This is a genomic window from Micromonospora sp. NPDC049662 (assembly GCF_040675055.1).
In the GTDB taxonomy this organism is placed as follows: domain Bacteria; phylum Actinomycetota; class Actinomycetes; order Mycobacteriales; family Micromonosporaceae; genus Micromonospora.
Window position 1 is genome coordinate 1 of record NZ_JBFAOC010000062.1, and the last position, 23,312, is coordinate 23,312.

Here is a 23,312-nt window from a genome sequence, read left to right on the forward strand (position 1 = left end):
GCCCGTCACGACGGGCGGCCACTTTCTGCGTCACACGCTCACTTGCGCTTGCGGATCTCCTCGGCGGCCTGCGGAACAATCTTGAACAGGTCGCCCACCACGCCGAAGTCGGCCAGCTCGAAGATCGGCGCCTCGCCGTCCTTGTTGACGGCGACGATCGTCTTCGAGGTCTGCATGCCGGCCCGGTGCTGGATGGCACCAGAGATGCCCAGCGCCACATAGAGCTGCGGAGAGACGGTCTTGCCGGTCTGACCCACCTGGAACTGGTGCGGGTAGAAGCCGGAGTCGACAGCCGCGCGGGACGCGCCAACGGCGCCACCGAGCAGGTCGGCCAGCTCCTCGACCAGCTTGAAGTTGTCGGCGTTGCCGACGCCACGACCGCCGGAGACGACAATGCCGGCCTCGGTCAGCTCGGGCCGCGAGCCCTTCTGCTCGGCGACCCGCTCGACGACCCGGGCCAGCTTGTCGGTGTCGGTGACCGACACCGTGAGCTGCTCGATCGTCGGGGTGGCCGCCGCCGGGGCGGGGGTGACCGAGTTGGGCCGCACGGTGACCAGCGGCAGGCCCTTGGTGACCTTGGACTTGACGATGGTGGAGCCGGCGAAGGCGACCTGGGTGGCGGTGCCGTCGGCGTCCAGGCCGACCACGTCGGTCAGGATGCCGTTGTCGAGCTTGACGGCGAGGCGGGCGGCGATCTCCTTGCCCTCCTGGGCCGACGCCAGCAGCACGGCGGCCGGCTGTACCCGCTGGACCAGCTCGGCCAGCACGCTCGCCTTGGGGGCGACCAGGTAGCCGTCGATGTCGTCACCCTCGGCGGCGTAGATCTTCTGGGCGCCGTACTCGCCCAGTTTGCCGCTGAGCGCCTCGGCGGCGCCGGCGCCGCCGAGCACCACCGCGCTCGGGGTGCCCAGCTCACGGGCGAGGGTGAGCATCTCGAGGGTGACCTTCTTGACGCCGAATTCCTTGGTGGCTTCGACGACGACGAGAACCTCAGACATGTCAGATCCCCCTCTCACACGAACTTCTCGGTGGCGAGGAACTCGACCAGCTTGACGCCGCCCTCGCCCTCATCAGTGATCTTGGCACCGCCGGAACGCGGCGGGCGCTTGGTGTGCTCGACGACGGCGCTGGTCGCGCCGTCGAAGCCCACCTCGGTCGGCGCGACGCCCAGGTCGGCCAGGGAGTACGTCTGCACCGGCTTCTTCTTCGCGGCCATGATGCCCTTGAAGGAGGGGTAGCGCGGCTCGTTGATGGTGTCCCAGACGGAGACCACGGCCGGGGTGGCGGCCGTGACGACCTCGTACCCCTCCTCGGTCTGCCGCTCGACGGTCAGCGTCGCGCCGTCGACGGTGAGCTTGCGCGCGCCGGTGAGCGCCGCGACGCCGAGCCGCTCGGCGATCATGTGCGGCATGACCTGCACCCGGCCGTCGGTGGACTCCGCGCCGCAGATCACCAGGTCGGCGTTGAGCTGCCCGAGGGCGGCGGCGAGCACCTTGGACGTCGCCACCGCGCAGGAACCGTGCAGGGCGTCGTCCACGACGTGCACGGCCTTGTCGGGACCCATGGAGAGCGCCTTGCGGATCGACTCGGTCGCCCGGTCCGGACCCATGGTCAGGATGGTGACCTCGCCGCCGTGCGCCTCCTTGATCTTCAGCGCCTCCTCGATGGCGTACTCGTCCATCTCGTTGATCACGTTGTTCGCCGAACCGCGGTCGACGGTGTTGTCGTCACTGCGCAGGTTGCGGTCCGCGCCCGAATCAGGCACCTGCTTGACGAGTACGACGATATTCATCGCGCTTCGACGACCCTCCTGTGTGGTGTTGCGATTGGCTCGCCCGGTCTGGGCCGCAGCCTCGCGTGTCGGTCGACGCCCGGTCAACCGCGGGCTGCTGTGCAGTTGCCCACGCAGCAATGTTACCTGCCAGTAGGTTACCGCTGCCGGGCACGCAGAGTGACACAGGTCACCGGCGCGGCGCAGGTCAGACGGGTTCGGCCAGCGCGCCCCGAATCCGGTCGATGACCGCGGCCTCGGCGGGGGCCACCCCGTCGTGTGCGTGGGCCACCCGGTCCGCGGCGTTCAACACCACCGACCGGTACGCCTCGACGTCGGCCGGCGACTTCTCCCGCAGGATCCGTACCGCCCGGCCGAGCGCCGGCAGCACCACCGCCTCGATCTCCAACTGGGAGTCCCGGGGCAGGCGGGGCAGCGGGCCGGTGGTCAGCGCGTCCTTGACCACGCCGCTCGCGTCGGCCAGCGCGCCCGAGGCGGCCACACTCTCCCGGATCACGCCCAGCATCCCCGGGTCGGCGTTCGAGACCAGGAAGACCGCGCCGAACGCGCCCGTCTTGAGGGTCAGGCGCTCCTCGTCCGTCAACCGCTGCTCCATGATCACGGAGTGTAGACGTACGGCGTGGTGGTGGTGACGGCTACGAGTCCGAGTCGCTGGAGGATCGGCCGGCTGTCCTCGGAACAGTCGACCTGCACGAGCGTCCGACCCCGCTGCTCGGCCAGCCGCGCCCGATAGTTGACCAACGCCCGGTAGATGCCCTTGCGCCGCCACTGCGGCAGGGTCGAGCCGCCCCAGAGGGTGGCGAAGCCGGTGTTCGCCAGGTACCGCACCCAGCCGGCGCTCACCACCGTCCCGTCCGCCTCGGCCACCACCACCGTGATCGAGGTCGGGTCGGCGTCGATCTCCTTGGCCAGACCCGTCACCAGGTGCGAGCGGTCCTCGCGCCAGACCTCCTCCTCCATCGCGGCGATCCGCTCCAGGTCCTCCCGGGCGGTCACCTCACGCAGGCGTACCCCCTCGGGAACCACCGGCAGCGCGGCGGCGAGCGGCGCGACCGGCCCGACCACGACGGTCTCCCGGTCCTCCGGCACGAACCCGGCGGCGCGCAGCCGGTCCGCCAGGTCGGCCGGCTCGTCGTGCTCGTTGAGCTTCCACTCGACCGACATGCCGCGCTCACGGAAGAACCGCACCTGCCGGGCGATCAGCTCGTCCAACGCGTCGCCGGTCAGCCCGCCCAGGTCGCGGTACGTGAGGAAGCCGCCGGCGTCGAGCCCGATGATCCGCACGAGCGGACCATCCCGCTCGACGGTCACGCCGGCCGGAACCGGGTCGGGGATCTCCGGGCGGATCTGGTTGTCGTAGGCGGCGCGCAGCGTGTTCACATCAAGATCGGTCACCTGACCAGGCTAAGCGGCGAGGGAAGCGGATAATCTCCCAGCGTGTGGGAAGCGATCAGGCGATGGTTCGACCCGGCGGAGGCGCGCACCGTCGGTGAGAGACCGGACTACCGGTTCTCCCTCGCCAACGAGCGGACCTTCCTCGCCTGGCTGCGCACCGGTCTCGCGCTGGTCGGCGGCGGGCTGGCCGCCGCGCAGTTCCTGCCGCCGCTGCCAATGAGTCACCTGCGGGAGGTCATCGCGGTCGCGCTGCTGCTGCTCGGTGGCGCCGTCGCCATCCGCGCCGTGGACCACTGGGCGCGTACCGAACGGGCCATCCGGCTCGGTCAGGAGCTGCCCGCCTCCCGCTTCCCCGCCATCCTCGCCCTCGCCGTGGGCGCGGGGGCGATCCTGCTGGTCCTCGCGGTCCTGGTCCGGGCGATCGGGGAACGGTGAGCGCGGTACGCGACCCGGGGTTGCAACCGGAGCGGACCCGGCTGGCCTGGCGGCGCACCCTGCTGACGCTGACCGTGGTGACCGCGCTGGCGGTCCGGCTGGCGTCGAACGGCGGCCCGTTCGGCGCGCTCGTCGTCGGCGCGGCCGTGCTCGTCTGGGGCGGCCTGCTCGTGCTCTGCTGGCCGCGGGCCACCGGCGTCGGCCCGGCCCGTACCGGCGGCCGGACGCTGCCGCTGGTCGCGCTGGGCACGGTCGGGCTCGCGCTGCTCGGCGTGCTGCTGACAGTTCGCGGACTACGCTGACGGGACGCCGTGCGCCATGATGGGTGCATGGCCCGGCTGTACGTTCTCCTCTTCCTGGCGCAGGTCGTCCTCGCCGTCTGCGCGCTGATCAGTTGCCTGTCCGCCGAGGAGGGTCAGATCCGTGCCCTGCCCCGGATCGCCTGGGTGCTGATCATCCTGTTCTTCCCCCTGGTCGGGTCGATCGCCTGGTTCGTCGCCGGGCGGGAGCCCGGCACCGCGAGCCGCACGGTGTGGCCGGGTGGCCCGAGCGCAGCCGAGCGGCAGCCACGCCGCCCGCTCGCTCCCGACGACGATCCGGAGTTCCTCCGCTCGGTGCAGGACCGCGCCAAGCAGCAGGACCAGGAACTCTTCCGCCGCTGGGAGGAGGACCTGCGGCGGCGTGAGGACGACCTGCGCCGCCGCGACGGTGAGCCGCCCCGCGAGGGCGACCGGCCGGAGGTGTGACAGCGCCGCCGTCGCCCCGCGCGGGGACGACGGCGGCTGCCGGCTCGACTCAGGCCAGGTTCGACGAGCGGGGGTACGCGTCGGTCGGGTCGGTGAGCACGTTGACCAGGTACGGCACCCCGGAGTCGAAGGCCCGTTGCAGTGCCGGCGCAAGGTCGGCGGCCTTCGCGACCGTCTCCCCCGCCCCGCCCAGCGCGCTGACCACCGTGTCGTAGCGCAGCTCCGGCTGGAGATCGGCGGCGACGTCGTAGCCGTACATGGCCCGCATCGGGTGCTTCTCCAACCCCCAGATGCCGTTGTTGCCGACGACGATCACCACCGGCAGCTTCTGCCGGACCAGCGACTCGACGTCCATCAGCGAGAAGCCGGCCGCGCCGTCGCCCATCAGCACGCAGATCTGCCGGTCCGGGTGGCTGACCCGGGCCCCCATCGCGTAGCCCAGGCCGGTGCCCAGGCAGCCGTACGGGCCCGGGTCCAGCCAGGTGCCGGGCTGCGACGGCTCCAGGTAGCGCCCGGCGTACGAGACGAAGTCACCGCCGTCACCGATGGTGATGGCGTCGGGGGCGAGCGCCCGGCGCAGCTCGCCGTAGATCCGGGCCGGCCGGATCGGGTCGGTCTCGGCGGCCATCTCGGCGGCGTCCCGGGCCTTCGCCGCGTCCTCGGCGACCCGCAGGTCGGCGATCCAGTCGGCGTGGTCGGCCCGGTCACCGGCGTGGTCGGCCAACGCCGAGAGGATCAGCCGCAGGTCACCGGCGGGGGCCACGGCCGGCTGCACGTGCGTGGCGCGCTGGCTGGGAGCGTCGACGATGTGCACCACCTTGGCGTCACCGAAGTCGCCGAAGCTGAGCCGGAAGTCCAGCGGCGTGCCGACCACCACGACGACGTCGGCGCCGGAGAGCGCGGCGCGGCGGGCCTTGGCGAAGGCGAGCGGGTGCTCCGGCGGCAGCGAGCCACGGCCCATGCCGTTGGTGAACACCGGCACCTGCAACGCCTCGGCAGCCTCGCGCAGCGCGGCCACGGCGTTACCGGCGTACACGTCCGAGCCGGCGATGATGACCGGCCGCTGCGCGCCGGCGATCAGGGTGGCGGCCCGGCTCACCTCGTCCGGGTCGGGTTCGACCGCGTCGACGCCGGCCGGCGTGGGCAGGTCCGCGTCGGCGACCGAGAAGACCGTCTCCAGCGGGAAGTCGAGGAAGACCGGGCCACGGTGCGGGGTGAGCGCGGCGGTGAGGGCGGCCCCGACCGCGCGCGGGATGTCGTCGGTGCTGAACACCGTCTCGGCGTGCTTGGTGACCGGAGCGACCAGCGGCAGGTGGTCCATCTCCTGGAGGCTGCCCGAGCCCCACCGGAAGGCGGGCGCGCGACCACCGAGCACCAGCACCGGGGAGGCGTTGAAGAACGCGCTGGTCATGCCGGAGATGCCGTTGGTGACACCGGGGCCGGCGGTGAGCACGGCGAGGCCGGGTCGGCGCTGGAGCTTCGCCACCGCCTCGGCCGCGAAGACCGCCGACTGCTCGTGCCGGACGTCGTAGATCGGGAAGTCGGTCTTGTGCGCGGCGTCGTAGAGCGGAAAGACGTGCCCGCCGGAGAGCGTGAACATCTCCCGTACGCCGTGCGCGCGCAGTGCCGCGAGCGCCAACTCGCCGCCGTGACCCTCGATCCGCTCCGTCATCGCCGCTCCTTTGGTCGCAGATGGCCGACGTCACACGTTACTGGCCGGTAGGCAGAATGTGAACCGCTCTCGGTTTGCCGTCGGCCCGACCGATCAGCGACCGGTGAAGTCCGGCTTGCGCTTCTCGACGAACGCGGCCATCCCCTCGCGCCGGTCGTCAGTCGCGAACAGCGCCGCGAAGAGCTGACTCTCCCAGGCCAGGCCCGAGTTGAGGTCCATGTCGAGGCCGCCGTCGACCGCCAGCTTCGCGGCGCGCAGGGCCTGCACAGGACCCCTGAGGTACGGCGTGACGAGCGCGACGGCCGCGTCGTACACCTCCGCGGCCGGTACGACCCGGTCGGCGAGACCGATCCGCAGCGCCTCCTGGGCGTCCACCATCCGCCCGGACATGATCAGATCCTTCGCCCGCGCCGGACCCACCAGACGGGCCAGCCGCTGCGTACCGCCCGCGCCGGGAATGACGCCCAGCTTGATCTCCGGCTGGCCGAGCTTGGCGTCCTCGGCGACCACCCGCCAGTCACACGCCAACGCCAGCTCACAGCCGCCGCCGAGCGCGTACCCGGTGATCGCGGCCACTACCGGCTTCGGGATCCGGGCGATCGCGCCGAGCGCGCTGGACAGGGCCGCGGCCCGGTCGGCCATGTCCACGTAGGACATGTCGGCCATCTGCTTGATGTCCGCACCGGCGGCGAAGACCTTCTCCCCGCCGTACACGATGACGGCACGGACCTCGGGATCGACGGTGGCCGCCGTGGCGGCGGCGCGCAACTCCTCCTGCACCTGCGTGTTGAGCGCGTTCATCGGCGGCCGCTCCAGCCGGATGGTGCCGATGCCGTCCCTGGTCTCCAGCCGAACGAACTCGCCCACGCTGCCCTCACTTCCTCGTCGAAGTCGCGTGCCAACCTTACGACCCGGGTCGTTGGGGTAAGTAGTGTGGTGTCAGCCCCGCGGGCGGGAGTCCAGCCATGATCACTTTCTACGACGACAGGTCGGTACGGGTCACCTCCACCGCCGTCCAGGTCGACGGGCGCAGCTACCCCCTGGCCGAGATCACCATGGTCTGGCACCGCCGTGGCAGCCGCTCCTGGCGGGTGCTCGCCGGCCGGGGCGCGATCGGCGCCGCCCTGGCCGGTCCACTGGTCGCTGCGGTGATCGGCATCGGCGTGGCCGTCTGGCTGCACCGCTCACCCACCGTCACGATCGCGATCGTGGGCGCCTCGGTGCTGGTCGGGCTGGCCGTCGGTCCGGTCGCCGACTTCCTCTTCGAGCACCTGGACCGTTCGTACGCCAGGGGCAGTCGCCAACTGGAGATCTGGGCCCGCTGGCGGGGCCAGCCGGTGCGCCTGCTGCACACCCGCGACGCGCTGCGCTTCGGCCAGATCTACCGCGCGGTCCAGCGGGCCATGGAGGCCAGCCAGCCCGTCCGCCCCGCCGCCCGCCGCTAGCCCACCCCACCCCCACCCCTACCCCGCCCCGCCCTCCCGCCGATCTTGCACTTTCTGTTGTCAATATGGGCGTTCATGCCCTTTATGTCACAACAGAAAGTGCAAGATCGACGAGGCGGGACGGGCGGAGGGCAGCGCGAGGCGGGACGGGCGCAGGAGGCGCGGGTTTGCCTGCGGGTGGTTAGGCTTAGTGATGACCCTCTATTACCGGGACGACGCGGTGCAGGTGACATCCGAGTCGATCCGGGCGGGCGGTCAGGTGATCGCCCTGCCCGACGTGACGTTCGTCTGGCACCAACGGGGGCCGAAGACGCTCGCCGTACGCGGCCGGGTGCTGGGTCGCGGTGTGCTGGTCCTGCTGCTGTCGCTGCCGCCCCTCGTCGCGCTGGTCTGCGTGGTGTCGCTGGCGTGGTCGGCCCAGGACCGGGGCAACTGGCAGTTGGCGCTGATCATCCTCGCCGCCTGCGCGGTGGGGGCGCTGGCGTTGGCGCCCTTCCTGGAGATCCCCCTCGGCTGGCTGGACCGCTCCTACGAGCGCGGCAGCCACGTGCACGAACTGTGGGTCCAGCACCACGGTCAGGAACACCTGCTCCTGCGTACGCCGGACGCGCTACGGTTCGGGCAGATCTACCGGGCGGTGCAGCGCGCCGTCGAACAGCAGGGGGACCATCGATGACCAGCCGACACGGCGAGGCCGTCGCCCTGGCCGGGCTGCTCGCCGCGGCGGGCGTCACCCACCTGCTGCGCCCCGGCTACTACGACCCGATCGTGCCTCGTACGCTGCCCGGTCCCGCCCGCCTCTGGACGTACGCCAGCGGCGTCGCGGAACTGACGGTGGCGGCAGCGGTCGCGCACCCGGCCAGCCGACGGGCCGGCGGTCGAGCCGCCGCCGCGCTGTTCGTCGCCGTCCTGCCGGCCAACGTGAAGATGGCCGTGGACTGGCGACACCGCCGGCCGACGAGACGGGCGATCGCCTACGGTCGGGTGCCCCTACAGGTACCACTGATCTGGTGGGCGCTGCGCGTCGCACGCGCCACTCGATAGAGCCCAGCCGCCGGTCACGTCAGCGGCAGGGTGGTGGCGATCGGCCAGCCCAGCAGGGCCGCGCCCACGACGGCCGGCAGCCAACGCGGTGACGCGTAGCGACGCAGGACGGCGGCCCACAGCACGTGCCAGCCGAGCAGCACGGCGAACAGCGGTACCACCAGTAGCACGAACCCGGGCGCCAGGCCGACCACCGCCGACGTGCTCAGCACCACCACGGTGACCGCGACGACGAGCAGACGCCGCCACGTCCGGCCGACCGCCACCAGCTCGACGCCGAGCAGGAACAGCAGGCACGCGCCCATGACCAGCGGAAGGAGCCACCAGCGGGCGCCGACCGGCAGCGCCGAGGTCAGCCCGAGGTGGATCGGCAGCGCCACGGCGAGAATCGCGTACGCCGTCAGCGCCAGCACCGCGCCGGTGATCCGTATCGGTGTCCGGCTGCCGACCGGCTCGTCGGCGATCTCCGGCACGCGTGTCGCGGCGGGTAGCCAGCGTTGACCGCCGACCGTCAGGATGCCGGTGACCAGTAGGAATCCGCTGACGTAACCGCCGACCGCGAGCGGCAGGCGGTTGGTCGGCAGGATCGCCGCGACGGCCGCAGCGAGCCCGCTGGCGAGGACGGCCAGCCCGAACAGGACGGGAACCCGCAGCGCCGACGCCGATCCCCCCGCCGTCCGCCGCCCGGCGGAGTGCGCCGGCGAGAGCGTCACGGCAGGCAGCCGTGCCGGTGCGAGCGTCACGGCGGCCCGCCGGCCCAGGAGCAGCGCGGCCAGCGGGACCAGTCCGACGGCAAACGCGACCACGAGCAGCCCTGCGCCGGCGAGCCGGGCGAACGGACGGGGCGGGGCGTCCCCGTCCACGCTGGGCAGCCAGCGGGCGATCTCCTCGTGGGTACGCGGGGCGAAGAGCACCGAGATGTGCTCCACCCCCGGCACCACGACGGCGGGTCGGCGACCCACCGTCGCGCCCCGCCGTGCGGCGTCGTCGGCTGCTCGGCGGAACCCCGGGAACTCCGCGCCGCCCACGATCAGCAGCAGGTCGGTCGGCCGGCCGGGGGGCAGCTCGCCGGCCTCGGGCAGCGATATCGCCACGGTCCGGGCGATCTCGGGATGCCCGGCCGCGTAGCGGGTCACCGCGCCGGCGCCCATCGAGTGGCCGACCAGCATGATCTGGGTCGGGTCCACGTCCGGTTGGGAACGCAGGTGTCCGACGGCGATGTCCAGGTCGGCGGCGAGCGTCGGGGGCGACATGCCGGTGCCGAGTCGGGCCGGGTTGGCACCGTGCCCGGCGAAGTCGAACACCAGCGCGACCGCTCCGCGACGGGCGACGGTGTCGGCGATCGGACGCATCAGCCGTGCCGAGCCGGCGAAGCCGTGTGCGATCACCACGCCGGGTCGCCGGACGTCCGGGTTCGGCGGGCCGGCGCGTACCTCGGTCATCGGCACCCCGTCGACGGTGATCTGCCGCACGGTGAGGCCGGCGTCGGCGCGTACCAGCACCGCCGTGCCGAGCGCGGCGGTGACCGCCGCGAGGACGGCGAGCAGGACGGCGGTCCGGGTGCTCGGTGGGTGGCGCGGCGGTACGGCCGACATGCCGGCACCCTACCGCCGAGCACCCCGTCCCGGACCGGGCCGACAGCCGCGAACGAGCGGTTGTGGCAGGACCGACGCACACTTGACCCCATGGCGCTCCCCCTCCCCACACCAACCGCGGTGGTCGGCCTGACCCGCTCCGCCCTCGACCAGGCGCTCGGCTCGGCTGCCTCGTTCGCCGCCGTGCCCGCCCGCGCGTTCGCGGTGCTGGACGGGGTGGAAGCGCTGCTGGCCAGGATCAACGGCGTGGTCGATCGGATCGAGACGACCCTGGACCGGACCGATGGGGTGCTCACCGACGCCGAGACGGCGGTCCGTGAGGTGGCGGTGATCAGCGCCGCCGCGACCACCGCCGTCGACACGGCCACCGAGGTGGCCGCCGCAGCCGCCGTGGTGGTGAACGAGGCCGACAAGGTCGCACGCCTCGCGGGCACGGTGGTCACCGGGGCCGACGCGGTGGCCGGCAACGCCGCGGTCACCGTGGACACGGCCGCGCGGGCCGCGGCCACGGCGGCCGAACTGCTGGCGGCGTACGAGCCGGCGCTGCGCCGGGCCGCGCCGATGGCCGACAGGTTCGTGGCGGAGTTGAGCCACGAGGAGATCACGGCGGCGATCCACCTGATCGACGAGTTGCCCAAGCTCAAGGAGCACCTGACCGCCGACATCCTGCCGATCCTCGCGACCCTGGACCGGGTCGGGCCCGACCTGCACGACCTGCTCGATGTCACCCGTGACCTCAAGCTCGCCGTGGCCGGCATCCCCGGCCTCGGCATGCTGCGCCGACGGGGCGAGAAACTGAGCGACGAACCGGTCGACTGACCGCGCGGGACGGGCGGTCAGCCCGGCTCGTACAGCGCGTCGATCTCGGCCCGCTGCGGCAGTGCCACCGAGGCGCCGAGCTTGCGTACGCAGGCCGCGCCGGCCGCCGCCGCCCAGCGTACGGCGTCGACGACGTCCCGTCCCTCGCCCCAGCCGACCGCCAGCGCGGCGGTGAACGCGTCGCCGGCCGCCGTGGAGTCGACCACGTCAACTCTGACGGCGGGCACGTGCACCTCGACGCCCTCCCGGTCGACGTACCAGGCCCCCGCGTCACCGAGGGTGAGTACCGCGCGGGGCACCAGGTCGAGCAGCGCCCTCGGGTAGTCCCGGCCCCGGCCGGTGAACGCCTGCGCCTCACCCTCGTTGACGACGAGCAAATCCACGGCTTCGAACAGTTCCGGAGGAAGGTCCCGGGCCGGTGCGGCGTTGAGGACGACCCGGGTGCCGGCGGCGCGGGCGGCCAGCGCCGCGGCGGTCACCGTGCGCACCGGGATCTCCAACTGGGCGACCAGGACGTCCGCCTCGCGTACCGCGACCAACTCCTCCTCGGTGAGGCCGACCAGCGCGTCGTTCGCGCCGGGGGTGACGACGATGGCGTTCTCCCCCTGGCCGTTCACCATCACGAGCGCCACGCCGGACGTGCCGTACGCCACCCGCAGGTGACCGGTGTCCACGCCGGCCGCCGTGATGCGGGCGCGGAGCGTCACGCCGAACGCGTCGGAGCCGATCGCGCCCAGGAAGGTGCAGGAGGCGCCGGCCCGGACGGCGGCGATGGCCTGGTTGGCGCCCTTGCCGCCGGGCACCATCACGAAGTCGGTGCCGAGCATGGTCTGGCCCGGCCGGGGCAGCGCGGGGGCCATCGCGACCAGGTCCATGTTGGCGCTGCCCACCACCACCACCCGCGTCGGCGACATGGTCACCCGCTCAGGCGGCGCGCGCGGTGTAGCGGTCGCCGGAGCGCTCGACCACCAACGGCAGACCGAAGGTCTTGGAGAGGTTGTCGCCGGTCAACGTCTCGGCCAGGAGGCCCTGGGCGACGACCGCGCCCTCGCGCAGCAGCAGCGCGTGGGTGAACCCGGGCGGGATCTCCTCCACGTGGTGGGTGACGAGCACCATGGCGGGGGCGTCCGGGTCGTACGCCAGCTCGGCCAGCCGGCCGACCAGGTCCTCGCGGCCACCGAGGTCGAGCCCGGCGGTGGGCTCGTCGAGCAGCAGCAGCTCCGGGTCGGTCATCAGCGCCCGGGCGATCTGGACGCGCTTGCGTTCGCCGTCGGAGAGGGTGCCGTAGCGGCGCTCGGCGAGGTTGCCGACGCCGAGCTGGCTGAGCAGCGCCCTGGCCCGCGCCACATCGCCGTGCTCGTAGCTCTCCCGCCAGCGTCCGACCACCGACCAGGCTGCGGTGACCACCACGTCGCTGACCTGCTCGTCGGCGGGCACCCGCGCGGCGAGCGCGGCCGTGGTGAGCCCGATGCGGGTCTGCAGCTCGTTGATGTCGGTGCGGCCGATCCGCTCACCGAGGACGTACGCGACGCCGGTGGTGGGGTGCAGCCGGCCGGCGGCCAGGTTGAGCAGGGTGGTCTTGCCCGCGCCGTTGGGGCCGAGCACCACCCAGCGCTCGTCCAGCTCGACGCGCCAGGTCAGGTCCTGCAACAGGGCGTTGTCGGAGCGGCGTACGCCCACGCTGTCGAGGCTGACCACCAGATCCGGGTCCACGGGTGCGGCGGCAGGCGCGGCGCCGGCAGCGCCGGGGATCAGGTCACCAGTCACCCGACCATCCAACCACGCAGGAGTGGCGTGCCCCCCACGGGCGGCGCTCTGGCCATAGGGTGAGGCACCGTGTCGTTGATCACCACACCCCAGGGACGGCCCATGCCCGGTCGAGGTTTGGCGCCGCGCGGATGAGCGCGGTCATCGAGATCGAGGGTCTGCGCAAGACCTTCCGCAGTCTGCGCAACGGCAGGAGGGTGGCGGTCGACGGGTTCGACCTGCTGGTCGAGGCCGGCCAGATCCACGGTTTCCTGGGGCCCAACGGCTCGGGTAAGACCACCACGTTGCGCGCCCTGCTCGGGCTGGTCCGCGCCGACAGCGGCCGGATGACGGTGTTCGGCCAGCCGTCGCCGGAGCTGCTGCCCCGGGTGGCGGGGCAGGTCGGCGCCATCGTGGAGAGTCCGCAGTTCTTCGGCAACTTCACGGGTCGTCGTACGCTGCGGCTGCTGGCCCGCGCCGGCGGGGTGCCGATCTCGCGGGTGGACGAGACGCTGGAGCTGGTGGGCCTGCGCGACCGGGGCGACGAGCGGGTAAAGGGCTACTCGCTGGGCATGAAGCAGCGGCTCGCGGTGGCGTCCGCGCTGCTGAAGGATCCGCGTCTGCTCATCCTCGACGAGCCGGCGAACGGCCTCGATCCGGCGGGCATCCGCGAGATGCGCGACCTGATGCGGTCACTCGCCGCGGCGGGGGTGACCGTGCTGGTGTCGAGCCACATCCTGGGCGAGATCCAACTGATCTGCGACCACGTCACGATCATCTCGCAGGGGCGGCGGGTGGCGGCCGGCCGGGTGGACGAGGTGCTGGCGGGTCACGACCGGCACGAGTTCCTGGTCCGGGTGGCCGAGCCCGAGCGCGCCGCCGACGTGCTGCGTGCGGCGGAGCTGACGGCTGCCGTCGAGGGCGAGACGCTGGTGGTGAGCGGAGCGACCGACCCGACGATCATCAGCCGCGTCCTCGGTGAACAGGATCTGTGGGTCGCCGAGCTGACGCCGCTGCGACCCGACCTGGAGAGCGTCTTCCTGGAGCTGACCGGGGCCGGGAAGCACCCCTCGGTGCCCCGCCAGGTCGACGAGGCGGCACGACCAATCGACGCCGACGGCGCGCCGGTGATCGATCTCGACGTACGGGGAGTGGACGCGTGAACCTGGTCCGGGCCGAGTTGGAGCGCCTCTCCGCACGCCGCTTCGTGCAGCTCATGATCGTCCTGCTGGTGCTGGCGTTCGGCATCACGGCCGCGACCACGCTGGCCGGGTCGCATCAGCCGAGCGCCCAGGAACTCTCCTCGGCGCGGCAGCAGGCCATCGAGGCGCGGCGGAGCATGGAGGTCAGCTACCAGCAGTGCCTGGCCCGGCGGGACGGGATCTCGACCCCCGACACCCAGGACTACCTGCCCGCCGACTGTTCCGACATGGACCCGGCCCAGCAGGACCGGTTGCCGATCGCGTCCGACTACCTGTCGGGGGTGTTCAACTTCGCCGAGCAGGCCAAACCGCTGCTGTTCTTCCTCATCGCGTTCCTGGTGCTGTTCGGTTTCCTGGTCGGCGCCTCGTACATCGGGGCGGACCTGAACTCCGGTGGGGTGGTGAACCTGCTGCTGTGGCGGCCACGCCGGCTGACGGTGCTGGGCACGAAGCTGGGCACCCTGCTGGCTGCCATGTTGGCGCTGGCGGTGGTGGCCTCGGTGGCCTACCTGGCCACCTTCTGGGTGATCGGGCAGACCGCCGGGCTTGCCGGTCGGCTCGACGGTGACTTCTGGAGCTCGCTGGGCGCCATCCACGGCCGTGGCCTGGTGCTGGTGCTGCTGGCCACCGCGTCGGGTTTCGCCATCGCGACGCTGGGTCGGCACACGTCGGCGGCGCTCGGAGTGGTCGCCGCGTACGCGGTGGTGTGGGAGCTGGGCGCCCGGCTGGTGCTGGCGATCGTCGACGCCCGGCGGCCGGAACAGATGATGCTCTCCACGTACGTCGGGGCGTGGCTCAGCGGTGAGGTACGGATCTGGGATTCCCAGCTCTGTCGGCGAAACTTCAGCGGCACGTCCTGCGAGGGCTTCTACACCCTCACCTGGAGACCGTCACTGGCGGTGCTGCTCGCGGTCGCCGGCGGGTTGACCGTGTTGGCCTTCGCCGCCTTCCGCCGCCGTGATCTGAACTGAGGTGGCAACGGCCGCCCGGCGGCAAGAGCTTGCAGCCGGGCGGCCAGCGGTGAAATATTCCTTCACATGACCGCCGCAGCGGGCTCAGCCGACGGTGGAGCCGAACACCTCGTCACGGACGGCGTTCAACGCGGTACGCAGGGCACCCCGCAGGATCGGCTCCTCGGTGAGGCCGGTGGGCACCACCCGCGGCCGGACCAGGGTGATCGCGGCGACCTCCCGCTGCACCCGGTCGGCGAGCGCCGTGCCGCCGGCCTGGCCGACCTCGCCGGCCAGCACGACCAACGGCGGGTCGAGCACCACGCAGGTGCTGGCCACGCCGAGCGCGAGCCGGCGGGCCAACTCGTCGAGCATCGGGCCACCGGCGGCGCCGGCCTCGACCGCCGCACGCACCGCGCCGGCGGCGTCCGACGCGGAGAAGCCGTGCTCACGGGCCACCGAGCGCACCGAGTCACCGCCGATCACCTGCTGGAAGGCGGGCTTCGCGCGCCGCGAGACATCGCGTGGGATGGGCGCGCCGGGCACCGGCAGGTAGCCGATCTCGCCCGCCGCTCCGCTGCTGCCGTGGTGCAGCCGCCCACCCAACATGATCGCCAGGCCGACACCGGCACCCACCCAGACCAGGACGAAGTCCGCCACGCCCTGCGCGGCGCCGGACTGCGCCTCGGCCACCGCGGCCAGGTTGACGTCGTTCTCGAAGACCACCGGGGTGTGCAGGTCGTCCCGCAGCGCGGCCAGCAGACCGCTGTGCCAGCGCGGCAGGTTGAAGGCGAAGGTGATGTCGCCGGTCTGCGGATCGACCAGGCCCGGCGTGCCGAGCACGATCCGTCGGACGCTGCTGAGCTGCGCCTGGGCGCTGCTGGCGGCCTGCACCACGGCGTTGTGCACCACGCCCACCGGATCGTCGGTGTCCCGCGTCGACTGCTCCACCCGGCCGATGACGGCGCCGGTGATGTCGGCGCAGGCGGCCACCACCCGGTCCGGCCCGACGTCCACCCCGACGACGTGCGCGCTGCTCGCGCGTACGGCGTAGAGCTGGGCGTTCGGCCCCCGCCCGCCGGCCTGCTCGCCGACCCGGCTGACCAGGCCACGCTCCTCCAGGCGCTCGACGAGCTGCGAGGCGGTGACCTTGGACAGGCCGGTCAGCTCGCCGAGCCGGGCCCGGGTGAGCGGTCCCCGCTCGAGGAGCAGTTCCAGCGCCGCACGGTCGTTGAGCGCCCGCAACAGGCGGGGGGTGCCGGGCAGCCGGGTCGCACTCATGCCACGTCCTCTAGTTTTAGTAAACTTTGCTAACTGTAAACCGACCTGCGAACGGGTAGCCGTAGCGTAACGGTCACCCCGAGGCAGAGTGCTCGGCCAACCCGGCAGGGCGACGACCACCGCGGGTACACGTTCGTATCCACGGGAAGCGAAGGGGGAAATCTCGTGGGGCTCGATCCAGGACTGCGCCGGCTCGCGCTGGGCACGTTGCTCGCCGCGTACCCGGGAGCGGTCCCGCCGCGCTGGGCGGTCGACCTGGTGGCCGACGGCCTGGCCGGGCACACCCTGTTCGGCACGAACGTGCACGACCCAGCGCAGGTGGCGGCGAGCACGGCGGCGCTGCGCGCCGGCCGGCCGGACGTGCTGATCGCCATCGACGAGGAAGGTGGCGACGTGACCCGGCTGGCCCACGCCACCGGCAGCCCGTACCCCGGTAACGCCGCCCTCGGCGCGGTCGGCGACGTGGCGCTCACCCGCCGGGTCTACCAGTCGATCGGCGCAGAGCTGGCCGCGCTGGGCGTCACCGTCAACCTGGCCCCCACCGTCGACGTGAACACCGCCGACGACAACCCGGTGATCGGCACCCGCTCGTTCGGCGCCGACCCGCTGCGGGTGGCCGCACACTCGGCCGCGGCCGTCAGTGGCCTCCAGGCCGCCGGTGTGGCCGCCTGCGCCAAGCACTTCCCCGGCCACGGCGCGACGGTCACCGACTCCCACCACGAGCTGCCCACGGTGGACGTACCGCTGGAACTGCTCCGCCAGCGCGACCTGCCGCCGTTCGCCGCGGTCGTCGCGGCCGGCACGCAGGCCGTGATGACCGCGCACATCCGGGTGCCGGCGCTGACCGGCGACGGTCCGGCGACCTTCAGCCGGGCCGTCCTGGTCGACCTGCTGCGCGCCGAGTACGGCTTCACCGGCACGGTGATCACCGACGCCCTGGAGATGAAGGGCGCGGCGGTGGCCGCCGGGGGCGTCGGGCCGGCCGCCGTACGGGCGCTGTCGGCCGGCGCCGACCTGCTCTGCATCGGCGCGCAGGTCGACGCCGCGCTGGTCGAGCGCGTGGCCGCCGAGATCGCCGCGGCGACCACCGACGGCCGGCTGCCGGTCGCCCGGGTCGAGGAGGCGGCCGGCCGCGCCGCCGCGCTCGCCGCCTGGACCCGGGCCGCCGGCCGGTCGTCGGCCACCCCCGACCCCGACCTGGGGTACGCGGTGGCACGCCGGGCGGTGCGGGTGGAGGGACTGCTCACCGACCTGGACCAGCCGCTGGTGGTCCAGTTGCACACCGAGTCCACGATGGCCGAGGGCCGGGTGCCGTGGGGCCTCGGCCCACACCTCGACGGTGGACGCGAGATCCGCGTCGTGGCCAGCGAGACCGATCAGGCGGCCGTCCGCGAGCTGGCCGGGGACCGGCCGATCGTGCTGGTCGGGCGGCACCTGCATCGGCTGCCCGGCGGCCCGGAACTGGTCGACGCGCTGGCCGCCGCGCATCCGGTGACCGTCGTGGAGATGGGCTGGCCGGGGGCGTGGCGACCGTCCGGCGCACGGGCGTTCGTCACCACGTACGGCGCGAGCCACGCCAACGGACGGGCGGCGGCGGAGGCGCTCGGCCTCGCGGGTTGACCCTGCGTTACTGATCGGCTCGCCAACGTCACCGCGCTTCGTCGCAGGTCAAGTCCACAATTCGACACTCCGACCCGACTGCTCGCATCTTGCAGCTTGCAGTTTCGATACGTAGCGTGATCGATATCGGATCGGCGTGTCAGTGGCACGGCCGATCGGAGCGAACCGGGGCCTGGGGGCAGGTTGCGGACCGTGGATCCGGCCCGGGATCCACGGTCCGCGCACTGAGCCCACCTCAGCGCGGATACACCCCGTACGCCCGCCAACCCCGGTCCGGGAAACCCGCCGCCTCCGCGACCCGGGCCGAGGCCTGGTTGTCCCGCTCGTGCAGGTAGGTCGGCACCGCGCCCTCGTCCAGGACCCGCCGCGCCGCCTGCGCCACCAGCCGACGTGCGAGGCCACGGCCGCGGGCCGCCGGCGCGGTGCCGACGGCAAGCTCGTGCCCGTACGCGTCGTGGCGCTTGATGGCGGCGCCCGCCAGGTAGCCGCCGTCGGCATCGCGCACCACGAGCACCGGCCGGTCGAACAGCCGCAGCCAGGGCGGCAGCCCAGGGGTCGTCGAGGCGACCCACTCGCCCGCGTCGGGCAGGGGCGCGGGCGAGAGAGTCCAGCGGAAGGGGCCGTCGTGCACGCAGAAGGCGGGGTGCCCGACAGCCTCCGGCAGCGCGGCGAGCAGCCGTTCCGGCGTGCGCTCGACCAACGCCCGGATAGCGGCGGCCCGGTCCGGCGCGACGGAGAGCACCGCGCTCCGACCGGTGTCCACGGCGAGGGCCGGACGCAGCCGGCCGTCCCAGGCCGGCAGTGCCCGCCGGCGCGAGGCGACCACGTGCAGCCCGGGTCCGGCCGGCCACTGGCCGAGCCAGGAGGCGAGGTGCAGCTGCAACCGCCGGTCCAGCATGCGTACCTCCCGTCGCCCCACACGTCGTGATCACCGTACGCCCGGGCGGCTCGACCGGGCGGACCATCGCGCCAGGGTGGGACGCTGCCCGAGATCCGGGAATCAGCTCGCGACATCGACCGTCATAGGCATTTCCCTATCTGGACACCTTTCTCTGCCACGGTATGGGCATGCCGATTCAGCCGAACGACCGTTTCCACCAGCACCCCGCGCGACTCTGGCGAGCGGCGGGCACCGCCGAGGGCACCCCCACCCAGGCGGGGTACCGGGTGGTCCGTGCGACGGGCGGGCTGCCCTGGGCGGCGCTGAACGAGCTGCCGGCCAGCTCCAGCCGGCACGGCCTCAACCGGCGCTGAACACACCGACGCGTCAGCTACGACGGACAGCGTCGGGGACGACACACCGCAGGAGGACCAGCGACGGCATTCGCACACCTGTCGGGTAATTTCTTCCAGGTCCGGCACCCGGCCTACGACAGGAGAAGCTCCGCGCATGGGCAAGAAGACGATCCACGTCTCCGACTTCACCGGAACCGTTCTGCAGCAGGACGACGAGGTGGTTCGTGTCGTCGTCCTGGAGCACCCGGACCTGGTCGCCGGGCCCGTGCAGCTCGACGCCACCCCGGGCGAGGTGGAGAACATCGACGACGCCGCGCTGGACGTGGCGGTGGTCGAGATCCACGACCGGCACGGCGGGGGCGAGCCCCGACGGGTCGTCCTCACCGCGAGCGAGTTCGACGCGATGGCCACCGACGTCCCGATGGCGCAGTTGTTGAAGACGGCCGAACGGGTCCGCCCGCCCAAGGCCCGCAAGAGCGCCGAAAAGATCGACTACGGCACGTTGGAGCACGCCGGCAAGCCGCACCGGGGCCGCGTCACCGAGGAGGAGGCCCGGCTGGTCCGCGAGCAGCTCGACGAGGTCAACAAGCGGCTCGCGGACGCGGGCGTACGCCAGATCGACCCGGCCGATCCGGAGCACGCCCTGCGCTACGGCTTCCCCGAGGCGTCCTGACCCCGGTTCCTACTGTTGCGCGACGGCGGCGGCGAGGGCGGCGGACAGGTCGGCTTCGACCGCCGCCTTGTCGAGGCCTAGGTCGGTGAGCACGCCGGCACCGTCCTCCTGCTCCAGCAGGGCGAGCAGGATGTGCTCGGTGCCGATGTAGTTGTGCCCGAGGCGCAGCGCCTCCCGGAAGGTCAGCTCCAACGCCTTCTTGCCGCGCGCGTCGTACGGGATGAGGTCCGGAACCTGGTCGACCGACGGCGGTAGGACGGCGCCGACGGCCTCCCGCACTGCCTCGGGGGTGGCACCCCGACCGACCAGCACCCGGGCGGCCAACCCCTCCGGCTCGGCCAGCAGCCCGAGCACCAGGTGCGCGGGGCCGATCTCGGGGTTCCCGGCGGCGCGGGCCTCTTCCTGCGAGGCCATCACCACGTTGCGGGCTCGCGGGGTGAACCGGCCGAAGCCGGCGTTCGGATCGAGCGCCGCGGCCTCGGTGGAGCCCTTGGCCACGAAGCGCTTCTGGGCGGCCTGCTTGCTGACCCCCATGCTGCGGCCGATGTCGGTCCACGACGCTCCCGAGCGCCGGGCCTGGTCGACGAAGTGCCCGATCAGGTGGTCGGCGACCTCACCGAGATGGTCGGCGGCGATCACCGCGTCGGTGAGCTGGTCGAGCGCGTCGGTGTGCGCCTTCTTGATCGCCTGGATGAGGTCGTCGAGCTTGACGGGGTTGCTCATCTGGAAAGGTTCGGTCATGCGTCAACCATAGGTTGACGCCCGCATTCCGTCAACCACTGGTTGACGACATCAGTCGCGAGACGCCCGCTAGGGTGGGCGCGGCCGCACAGCGGAGGAGGGGCCGGCATGCGTCTGCACGTGGGGTGCGCCATGTGGAGTCACCGGTCGTGGCCGGGGCACTCGCTGCCGTCCGGAGAACGCCTCCGGCACTACGCCAGTTGGTGCGACGCCGTGGAGGGCAACACCACCTTCTACGCGACCCCGACCCAGGACACCGTGGCATCCTGGGCGGCGCAGACCGACGCCGGCTTCCGATTCGTCCTCAAGCTGCCCAAGGTCGTCACGCACGAACGTCGGCTCACCAACGCCGACGAACCGCTGCACGCCTTCCTGGACGCGATCGAGCCCCTCGGCCCACGCGTCCACGCCCTCTGGATTCAACTACCGGGGTCGTTCGCGCCGGCCGACGTACCCACGCTCGGCCGGTTCCTCGCGCAGCTCCCGGCTTCCCACCGCTACGCCGTGGAGGTCCGCCATCCCGCGTTCTTCACCGAGCCCGGCGCGACCCGGCTGCTCGAGGAGACCCTGACCGGGGCGTCGGCCGAATGGATCCCCTTCGACACCACCGCGTTCTTCAGCCGCCCGCCGACGAGTGACGCCGAACGCGACGCCTGGATGAAGAAACCCCGGGTGCCGCTGCGGTCCGTCGCGCTGACCGACCGCCCGATCGTGCGCTACCTGGGCCGCGACGACGACACCCGGACCGTGCAGGGGTGGCGGCGTTGGGTCGAGGTCACCGCCGGCTGGCTGCGCGAGGGGCGCTCCCCCACCATGTTCGTCCACACGCCGGACAACGCCGACGCGCCGCGGCTCGCCCGGCGGTTCCACGACGAGGTACGCGCCCACGTGCCGGGTCTCGACCCGCTGCCCGACCCGATCTCCGTCGAGCCGCTGACCCTCTTCTGAGCACCCACGTCACGGCTGTCGGTCGAGCAGCGCGTCGAGGTGATGGGCGGTGCTGATCAGCGAGAGGTGACTGAACGCCTGCGGGAAGTTGCCGATCTGCTCGCCGGTGGGGGCGATCTCCTCCGAGTAGAGCCCCAACGGCGTGCTGTAGGTCAGCATCTTCTCGAACGTCAACCGGGCGTCGTCGAGCCGTCCGGACTGGGCGAGAGCCTGGACGTACCAGAAGGTGCACATGCTGAAGGTGCCCTCGGAGCCGACGAGCCCGTCGGGCGAGGCTTTCGGGTCGTACCGGTAGACGAGACTGTCCGACACCAACTCGTTGTCTATCGCCCGCAACGTCGACAGCCACATCGGATCGTTCGGCGCGATGAAGCCGACGCCGGGCATCGCGAGCAGCGAGGCGTCGGTGATGTCGCTCCCGTAGTGCTGCACGAAGGCCTGCCGTCCCGGATGGAATCCCCGTGCGATGACCTGCTCGTAAACGGCGTTGCGTTGGTCCGCCCACCGGGTGATGCTCGCGGGACGCCCCCGATTGTGCGCGATGCGGATGGCACGGTCGAACGCGAGCCAACACATCATCCGCCCGTAGGTGAAGTCCTGCCGGCCGGACCGGGTCTCCCAGATGCCGTCCTCGGGCTGGTCCCAGTGGTCGCAGAGCCAGTCCATCAGGCCGGCCGTCTTGCGCCACCCCTCGTACGACGTCATCAGCCCGCTCTGGTCGGCGAGGTGCAGCGAGTTCAGCGCCTCGCCGTAGATGTCCAGTTGCAGCTGGCCCGCCGCGCCGTTGCCGATCCGCACCGGCGCCGACCCGCGATACCCCTCCAAGTGCGGCAGCACCTCTTCGGGGAGGTCCGGCGAGCCGTCGATGCGGTACATGATCTGCAGTGGCAGGCCGCCGTCGTGGGCCTCCTGGATACGCGCTTCGAGCCACGACAGATATTTCTGGGCCTCATCGGTGAAACCGACGCTGAGCAGCGCGTGCACCGAGAACGAGGCATCGCGGATCCAGGTGTAGCGGTAGTCCCAGTTCCGCGGGCCGCCGATCTGCTCCGGCAACCCCGCCGTCGGCGCGGCGACCAGGGCGCCTGTCGGGGCGTACGTCATGAGCTTGAGGGTCATGGCCGATCTTTCGACCATCTCCCGCCAGCGACCGGTGTAGGAGGTTCGCAGGGCCCACCGACGCCAGTAGTCCCGGGTTTCGGCGAGCAGTTCGCAGGCCTCTTCCGTGGTGAGAGCCCGGGGTGGGTGGGGGCAGGCCGTCTCCAGCACGACCCCACCGATGTCGCCCTCGTGCAACTCGTAACGGACGCAGACGCCCTCCGCGTCCCGGTGGATCGCCCCGTTGTCGACAAGCCGTTTCGCGTCCTTGAACGCAGTCAGGGTGAGCGAGAGGGTCGAGCTGCGAAAGACGTCGCCCTCCGGATGGACCTCCAACTCGTACGGGTCGCGCCCGTAGTTGAACCGGGGCCGGCAGTCGAAGCGGAACCGCATGCTTCCCCGAACCATCCGGACCAGCCGGACCAGCCGGTGCCGGTCGGTGGCCTGCTCGCCCGTTACGGGCATGAAGTCCAACAGCTCGCCCACGCCGTCGGCACTGTGGAAGCGGGTGATCAGGATCGGCGTGCCGGGTAGGTAGAGCTGTTTGCTCGAATACTCGATCTCGTCGGGCGAGAGTTGGAAGTGTCCGCCCTTGTCGCGGTCGAGCAGGGCGGCGAAGACGCTCGGCGAGTCGAAGCGCGGCGCGCAGAACCAGTCGACCGTTCCGTCCCTACTGATCAGCGCGGCGGTCTGCAGGTCGCCGATCAGGCCGTGCTCCTCGATCCCCGGATATCGCGTCTGCACACTGACCCCCCTCGTCAGGCTGACGGCGACTACCCGGGAAACCCGTCGCTACACGAACGCAGCCCCGAGATCCGGCGAGGGTGTCGGTGGCCGCCGATAGCGTGACCGTTCGACGACATCGACGAAAGGA

At 72.2% G+C, this 23,312-nt stretch carries 26 protein-coding genes; 13 read left to right on the forward strand and 13 right to left on the reverse strand.

Going from position 1 to position 23,312, the window contains the following annotated elements; all coding sequences use genetic code 11:
* Window positions 1-38 precede the first annotated feature (38 nt).
* From AB0J36_RS29195 to AB0J36_RS29210, 4 genes are all read right to left on the reverse strand, one after another.
* Window positions 39-998, reverse strand: a complete 960-nt coding sequence (locus AB0J36_RS29195) for an electron transfer flavoprotein subunit alpha/FixB family protein (RefSeq protein WP_363661403.1) — start codon at window positions 996-998, stop codon at window positions 39-41.
* A gap of 14 nt (window positions 999-1,012) precedes the next feature.
* A complete protein-coding gene (locus AB0J36_RS29200) occupies window positions 1,013-1,792 on the reverse strand; it encodes an electron transfer flavoprotein subunit beta/FixA family protein (RefSeq protein WP_357127448.1) in 780 nt (259 codons plus the stop codon).
* Window positions 1,793-1,979: 187 nt separating this feature from the next.
* Complete coding sequence (locus AB0J36_RS29205) at window positions 1,980-2,387, reverse strand: hypothetical protein (protein ID WP_357127450.1); 408 nt, start codon at window positions 2,385-2,387, stop codon at window positions 1,980-1,982.
* 2 nt (window positions 2,388-2,389) lie between these two features.
* Window positions 2,390-3,187, reverse strand: a complete 798-nt coding sequence (locus tag AB0J36_RS29210) for a GNAT family N-acetyltransferase (protein WP_363661404.1) — start codon at window positions 3,185-3,187, stop codon at window positions 2,390-2,392.
* Between the two features lie 42 nt (window positions 3,188-3,229).
* On the opposite strand from AB0J36_RS29210, the gene AB0J36_RS29215 reads away from it, so the two are divergent.
* Genes AB0J36_RS29215 through AB0J36_RS29225 form a run of 3 tightly spaced genes read left to right on the forward strand, consistent with a single transcriptional unit; the run spans window position 3,230 to window position 4,368 of the window.
* Entirely contained in the window at window positions 3,230-3,622 is a 393-nt protein-coding gene (locus tag AB0J36_RS29215; RefSeq protein WP_357127456.1) for a DUF202 domain-containing protein, read from the forward strand.
* Window positions 3,619-3,924, forward strand: a complete 306-nt coding sequence (locus AB0J36_RS29220) for a DUF202 domain-containing protein (protein ID WP_357394076.1) — start codon at window positions 3,619-3,621, stop codon at window positions 3,922-3,924. Before AB0J36_RS29215 ends, AB0J36_RS29220 begins: the two co-directional genes overlap by 4 nt.
* A 27-nt stretch (window positions 3,925-3,951) precedes the next feature.
* Entirely contained in the window at window positions 3,952-4,368 is a 417-nt protein-coding gene (locus AB0J36_RS29225) for a PLD nuclease N-terminal domain-containing protein (protein WP_357394078.1), read from the forward strand.
* Between the two features lie 49 nt (window positions 4,369-4,417).
* Here AB0J36_RS29225 and AB0J36_RS29230 read toward each other — a convergent pair whose 3' ends face one another.
* Window positions 4,418-6,040, reverse strand: a complete 1,623-nt coding sequence (locus tag AB0J36_RS29230; protein ID WP_363661405.1) for an acetolactate synthase — start codon at window positions 6,038-6,040, stop codon at window positions 4,418-4,420.
* A 93-nt stretch (window positions 6,041-6,133) separates the two neighbouring features.
* Window positions 6,134-6,907 carry an enoyl-CoA hydratase-related protein gene (locus AB0J36_RS29235; RefSeq protein WP_357127468.1) on the reverse strand — a complete coding sequence of 258 codons (774 nt, stop codon included), beginning with the start codon at window positions 6,905-6,907 and terminating at the stop codon, window positions 6,134-6,136.
* A gap of 98 nt (window positions 6,908-7,005) precedes the next feature.
* Between AB0J36_RS29235 and AB0J36_RS29240 the strand changes: the two genes are divergently transcribed.
* From AB0J36_RS29240 to AB0J36_RS29250, 3 genes are all read left to right on the forward strand, one after another.
* Entirely contained in the window at window positions 7,006-7,485 is a 480-nt protein-coding gene (locus AB0J36_RS29240; protein WP_357127471.1) for a DUF6232 family protein, read from the forward strand.
* 193 nt (window positions 7,486-7,678) lie between these two features.
* Window positions 7,679-8,161, forward strand: a complete 483-nt coding sequence (locus AB0J36_RS29245) for a DUF6232 family protein (protein WP_357127474.1) — start codon at window positions 7,679-7,681, stop codon at window positions 8,159-8,161.
* Window positions 8,158-8,529 carry a hypothetical protein gene (locus AB0J36_RS29250; protein WP_357127477.1) on the forward strand — a complete coding sequence of 124 codons (372 nt, stop codon included), beginning with the start codon at window positions 8,158-8,160 and terminating at the stop codon, window positions 8,527-8,529. Before AB0J36_RS29245 ends, AB0J36_RS29250 begins: the two co-directional genes overlap by 4 nt.
* 14 nt (window positions 8,530-8,543) lie before the next feature.
* On the opposite strand, the gene AB0J36_RS29255 is transcribed toward AB0J36_RS29250, so the two are convergent.
* Entirely contained in the window at window positions 8,544-10,124 is a 1,581-nt protein-coding gene (locus AB0J36_RS29255; RefSeq protein ID WP_363661406.1) for an alpha/beta hydrolase, read from the reverse strand.
* Window positions 10,125-10,214: 90 nt separating this feature from the next.
* Here AB0J36_RS29255 and AB0J36_RS29260 point away from each other — a divergent pair, with 90 nt between their 5' ends.
* Window positions 10,215-10,943, forward strand: coding sequence for a hypothetical protein (locus tag AB0J36_RS29260; RefSeq protein ID WP_357127484.1), 729 nt, complete (start codon window positions 10,215-10,217; stop codon window positions 10,941-10,943).
* A 17-nt stretch (window positions 10,944-10,960) separates the two neighbouring features.
* On the opposite strand, the gene AB0J36_RS29265 is transcribed toward AB0J36_RS29260, so the two are convergent.
* Window positions 10,961-11,857 (reverse strand): ribokinase, encoded by an 897-nt coding sequence (locus AB0J36_RS29265; RefSeq protein ID WP_357128020.1) that lies wholly within the window; start codon window positions 11,855-11,857, stop codon window positions 10,961-10,963.
* Window positions 11,858-11,867: 10 nt separating this feature from the next.
* The gene (locus AB0J36_RS29270; protein WP_355052121.1) at window positions 11,868-12,710 is read right to left on the reverse strand and encodes an ABC transporter ATP-binding protein; all 843 of its coding nucleotides are present in this window, start codon (window positions 12,708-12,710) and stop codon (window positions 11,868-11,870) included.
* A 131-nt stretch (window positions 12,711-12,841) separates the two neighbouring features.
* On the opposite strand from AB0J36_RS29270, the gene AB0J36_RS29275 reads away from it, so the two are divergent.
* On the forward strand, window positions 12,842-13,852 hold the full coding sequence (locus tag AB0J36_RS29275) for an ATP-binding cassette domain-containing protein (protein WP_357127487.1): 1,011 nt from the start codon (window positions 12,842-12,844) through the stop codon (window positions 13,850-13,852).
* The gene (locus tag AB0J36_RS29280; protein WP_357127490.1) at window positions 13,849-14,862 is read left to right on the forward strand and encodes an ABC transporter permease subunit; all 1,014 of its coding nucleotides are present in this window, start codon (window positions 13,849-13,851) and stop codon (window positions 14,860-14,862) included. Before AB0J36_RS29275 ends, AB0J36_RS29280 begins: the two co-directional genes overlap by 4 nt.
* An 84-nt stretch (window positions 14,863-14,946) precedes the next feature.
* Here AB0J36_RS29280 and AB0J36_RS29285 read toward each other — a convergent pair whose 3' ends face one another.
* Window positions 14,947-16,122 carry an ROK family transcriptional regulator gene (locus AB0J36_RS29285; RefSeq protein WP_357173132.1) on the reverse strand — a complete coding sequence of 392 codons (1,176 nt, stop codon included), beginning with the start codon at window positions 16,120-16,122 and terminating at the stop codon, window positions 14,947-14,949.
* Window positions 16,123-16,287: 165 nt separating this feature from the next.
* On the opposite strand from AB0J36_RS29285, the gene AB0J36_RS29290 reads away from it, so the two are divergent.
* A complete protein-coding gene (locus AB0J36_RS29290; RefSeq protein ID WP_357127495.1) occupies window positions 16,288-17,742 on the forward strand; it encodes a glycoside hydrolase family 3 N-terminal domain-containing protein in 1,455 nt (484 codons plus the stop codon).
* 235 nt (window positions 17,743-17,977) lie between these two features.
* Here AB0J36_RS29290 and AB0J36_RS29295 read toward each other — a convergent pair whose 3' ends face one another.
* On the reverse strand, window positions 17,978-18,640 hold the full coding sequence (locus AB0J36_RS29295) for a GNAT family N-acetyltransferase (protein ID WP_357127498.1): 663 nt from the start codon (window positions 18,638-18,640) through the stop codon (window positions 17,978-17,980).
* A gap of 170 nt (window positions 18,641-18,810) precedes the next feature.
* Between AB0J36_RS29295 and AB0J36_RS29300 the strand changes: the two genes are divergently transcribed.
* Together AB0J36_RS29300 and AB0J36_RS29305 are read left to right on the forward strand one after the other, a co-directional pair.
* Window positions 18,811-18,996, forward strand: coding sequence for a DNA repair protein (locus AB0J36_RS29300; RefSeq protein WP_357127501.1), 186 nt, complete (start codon window positions 18,811-18,813; stop codon window positions 18,994-18,996).
* A 136-nt stretch (window positions 18,997-19,132) separates the two neighbouring features.
* Window positions 19,133-19,651 carry a hypothetical protein gene (locus tag AB0J36_RS29305; protein ID WP_124771885.1) on the forward strand — a complete coding sequence of 173 codons (519 nt, stop codon included), beginning with the start codon at window positions 19,133-19,135 and terminating at the stop codon, window positions 19,649-19,651.
* A 9-nt stretch (window positions 19,652-19,660) separates the two neighbouring features.
* Here the strand turns inward: AB0J36_RS29305 and AB0J36_RS29310 are convergent, their stop codons facing one another.
* A complete protein-coding gene (locus tag AB0J36_RS29310; RefSeq protein ID WP_357127506.1) occupies window positions 19,661-20,392 on the reverse strand; it encodes a Clp protease N-terminal domain-containing protein in 732 nt (243 codons plus the stop codon).
* Between the two features lie 132 nt (window positions 20,393-20,524).
* On the opposite strand from AB0J36_RS29310, the gene AB0J36_RS29315 reads away from it, so the two are divergent.
* Window positions 20,525-21,340 (forward strand): DUF72 domain-containing protein, encoded by an 816-nt coding sequence (locus tag AB0J36_RS29315; protein WP_357173326.1) that lies wholly within the window; start codon window positions 20,525-20,527, stop codon window positions 21,338-21,340.
* A gap of 9 nt (window positions 21,341-21,349) precedes the next feature.
* Here the strand turns inward: AB0J36_RS29315 and AB0J36_RS29320 are convergent, their stop codons facing one another.
* Window positions 21,350-23,182, reverse strand: coding sequence for a glycoside hydrolase family 15 protein (locus AB0J36_RS29320; protein ID WP_357127508.1), 1,833 nt, complete (start codon window positions 23,180-23,182; stop codon window positions 21,350-21,352).
* Window positions 23,183-23,312 lie beyond the last annotated feature (130 nt).

Bases quoted from the DNA above. Each gene is read 5' to 3' on its own strand.
- AB0J36_RS29195 (WP_363661403.1), bottom strand. From the start codon at position 998: ATGTCTGAGGTTCTCGTCGTCGTCGAAGCCACCAAGGAATTCGGCGTC.
- AB0J36_RS29200 (WP_357127448.1), bottom strand. From the start codon at position 1,792: ATGAATATCGTCGTACTCGTCAAGCAGGTGCCTGATTCGGGCGCGGAC.
- AB0J36_RS29205 (WP_357127450.1), bottom strand. From the start codon at position 2,387: ATGGAGCAGCGGTTGACGGACGAGGAGCGCCTGACCCTCAAGACGGGC.
- AB0J36_RS29225 (WP_357394078.1), top strand. From the start codon at position 3,952: ATGGCCCGGCTGTACGTTCTCCTCTTCCTGGCGCAGGTCGTCCTCGCC.
- AB0J36_RS29230 (WP_363661405.1), bottom strand. From the start codon at position 6,040: ATGACGGAGCGGATCGAGGGTCACGGCGGCGAGTTGGCGCTCGCGGCA.
- AB0J36_RS29240 (WP_357127471.1), top strand. From the start codon at position 7,006: ATGATCACTTTCTACGACGACAGGTCGGTACGGGTCACCTCCACCGCC.
- AB0J36_RS29245 (WP_357127474.1), top strand. From the start codon at position 7,679: ATGACCCTCTATTACCGGGACGACGCGGTGCAGGTGACATCCGAGTCG.
- AB0J36_RS29250 (WP_357127477.1), top strand. From the start codon at position 8,158: ATGACCAGCCGACACGGCGAGGCCGTCGCCCTGGCCGGGCTGCTCGCC.
- AB0J36_RS29255 (WP_363661406.1), bottom strand. From the start codon at position 10,124: ATGTCGGCCGTACCGCCGCGCCACCCACCGAGCACCCGGACCGCCGTC.
- AB0J36_RS29260 (WP_357127484.1), top strand. From the start codon at position 10,215: ATGGCGCTCCCCCTCCCCACACCAACCGCGGTGGTCGGCCTGACCCGC.
- AB0J36_RS29265 (WP_357128020.1), bottom strand. From the start codon at position 11,857: ATGTCGCCGACGCGGGTGGTGGTGGTGGGCAGCGCCAACATGGACCTG.
- AB0J36_RS29275 (WP_357127487.1), top strand. From the start codon at position 12,842: ATGAGCGCGGTCATCGAGATCGAGGGTCTGCGCAAGACCTTCCGCAGT.
- AB0J36_RS29285 (WP_357173132.1), bottom strand. From the start codon at position 16,122: ATGAGTGCGACCCGGCTGCCCGGCACCCCCCGCCTGTTGCGGGCGCTC.
- AB0J36_RS29295 (WP_357127498.1), bottom strand. From the start codon at position 18,640: ATGCTGGACCGGCGGTTGCAGCTGCACCTCGCCTCCTGGCTCGGCCAG.
- AB0J36_RS29300 (WP_357127501.1), top strand. From the start codon at position 18,811: ATGCCGATTCAGCCGAACGACCGTTTCCACCAGCACCCCGCGCGACTC.
- AB0J36_RS29305 (WP_124771885.1), top strand. From the start codon at position 19,133: ATGGGCAAGAAGACGATCCACGTCTCCGACTTCACCGGAACCGTTCTG.
- AB0J36_RS29310 (WP_357127506.1), bottom strand. From the start codon at position 20,392: ATGACCGAACCTTTCCAGATGAGCAACCCCGTCAAGCTCGACGACCTC.
- AB0J36_RS29315 (WP_357173326.1), top strand. From the start codon at position 20,525: ATGTGGAGTCACCGGTCGTGGCCGGGGCACTCGCTGCCGTCCGGAGAA.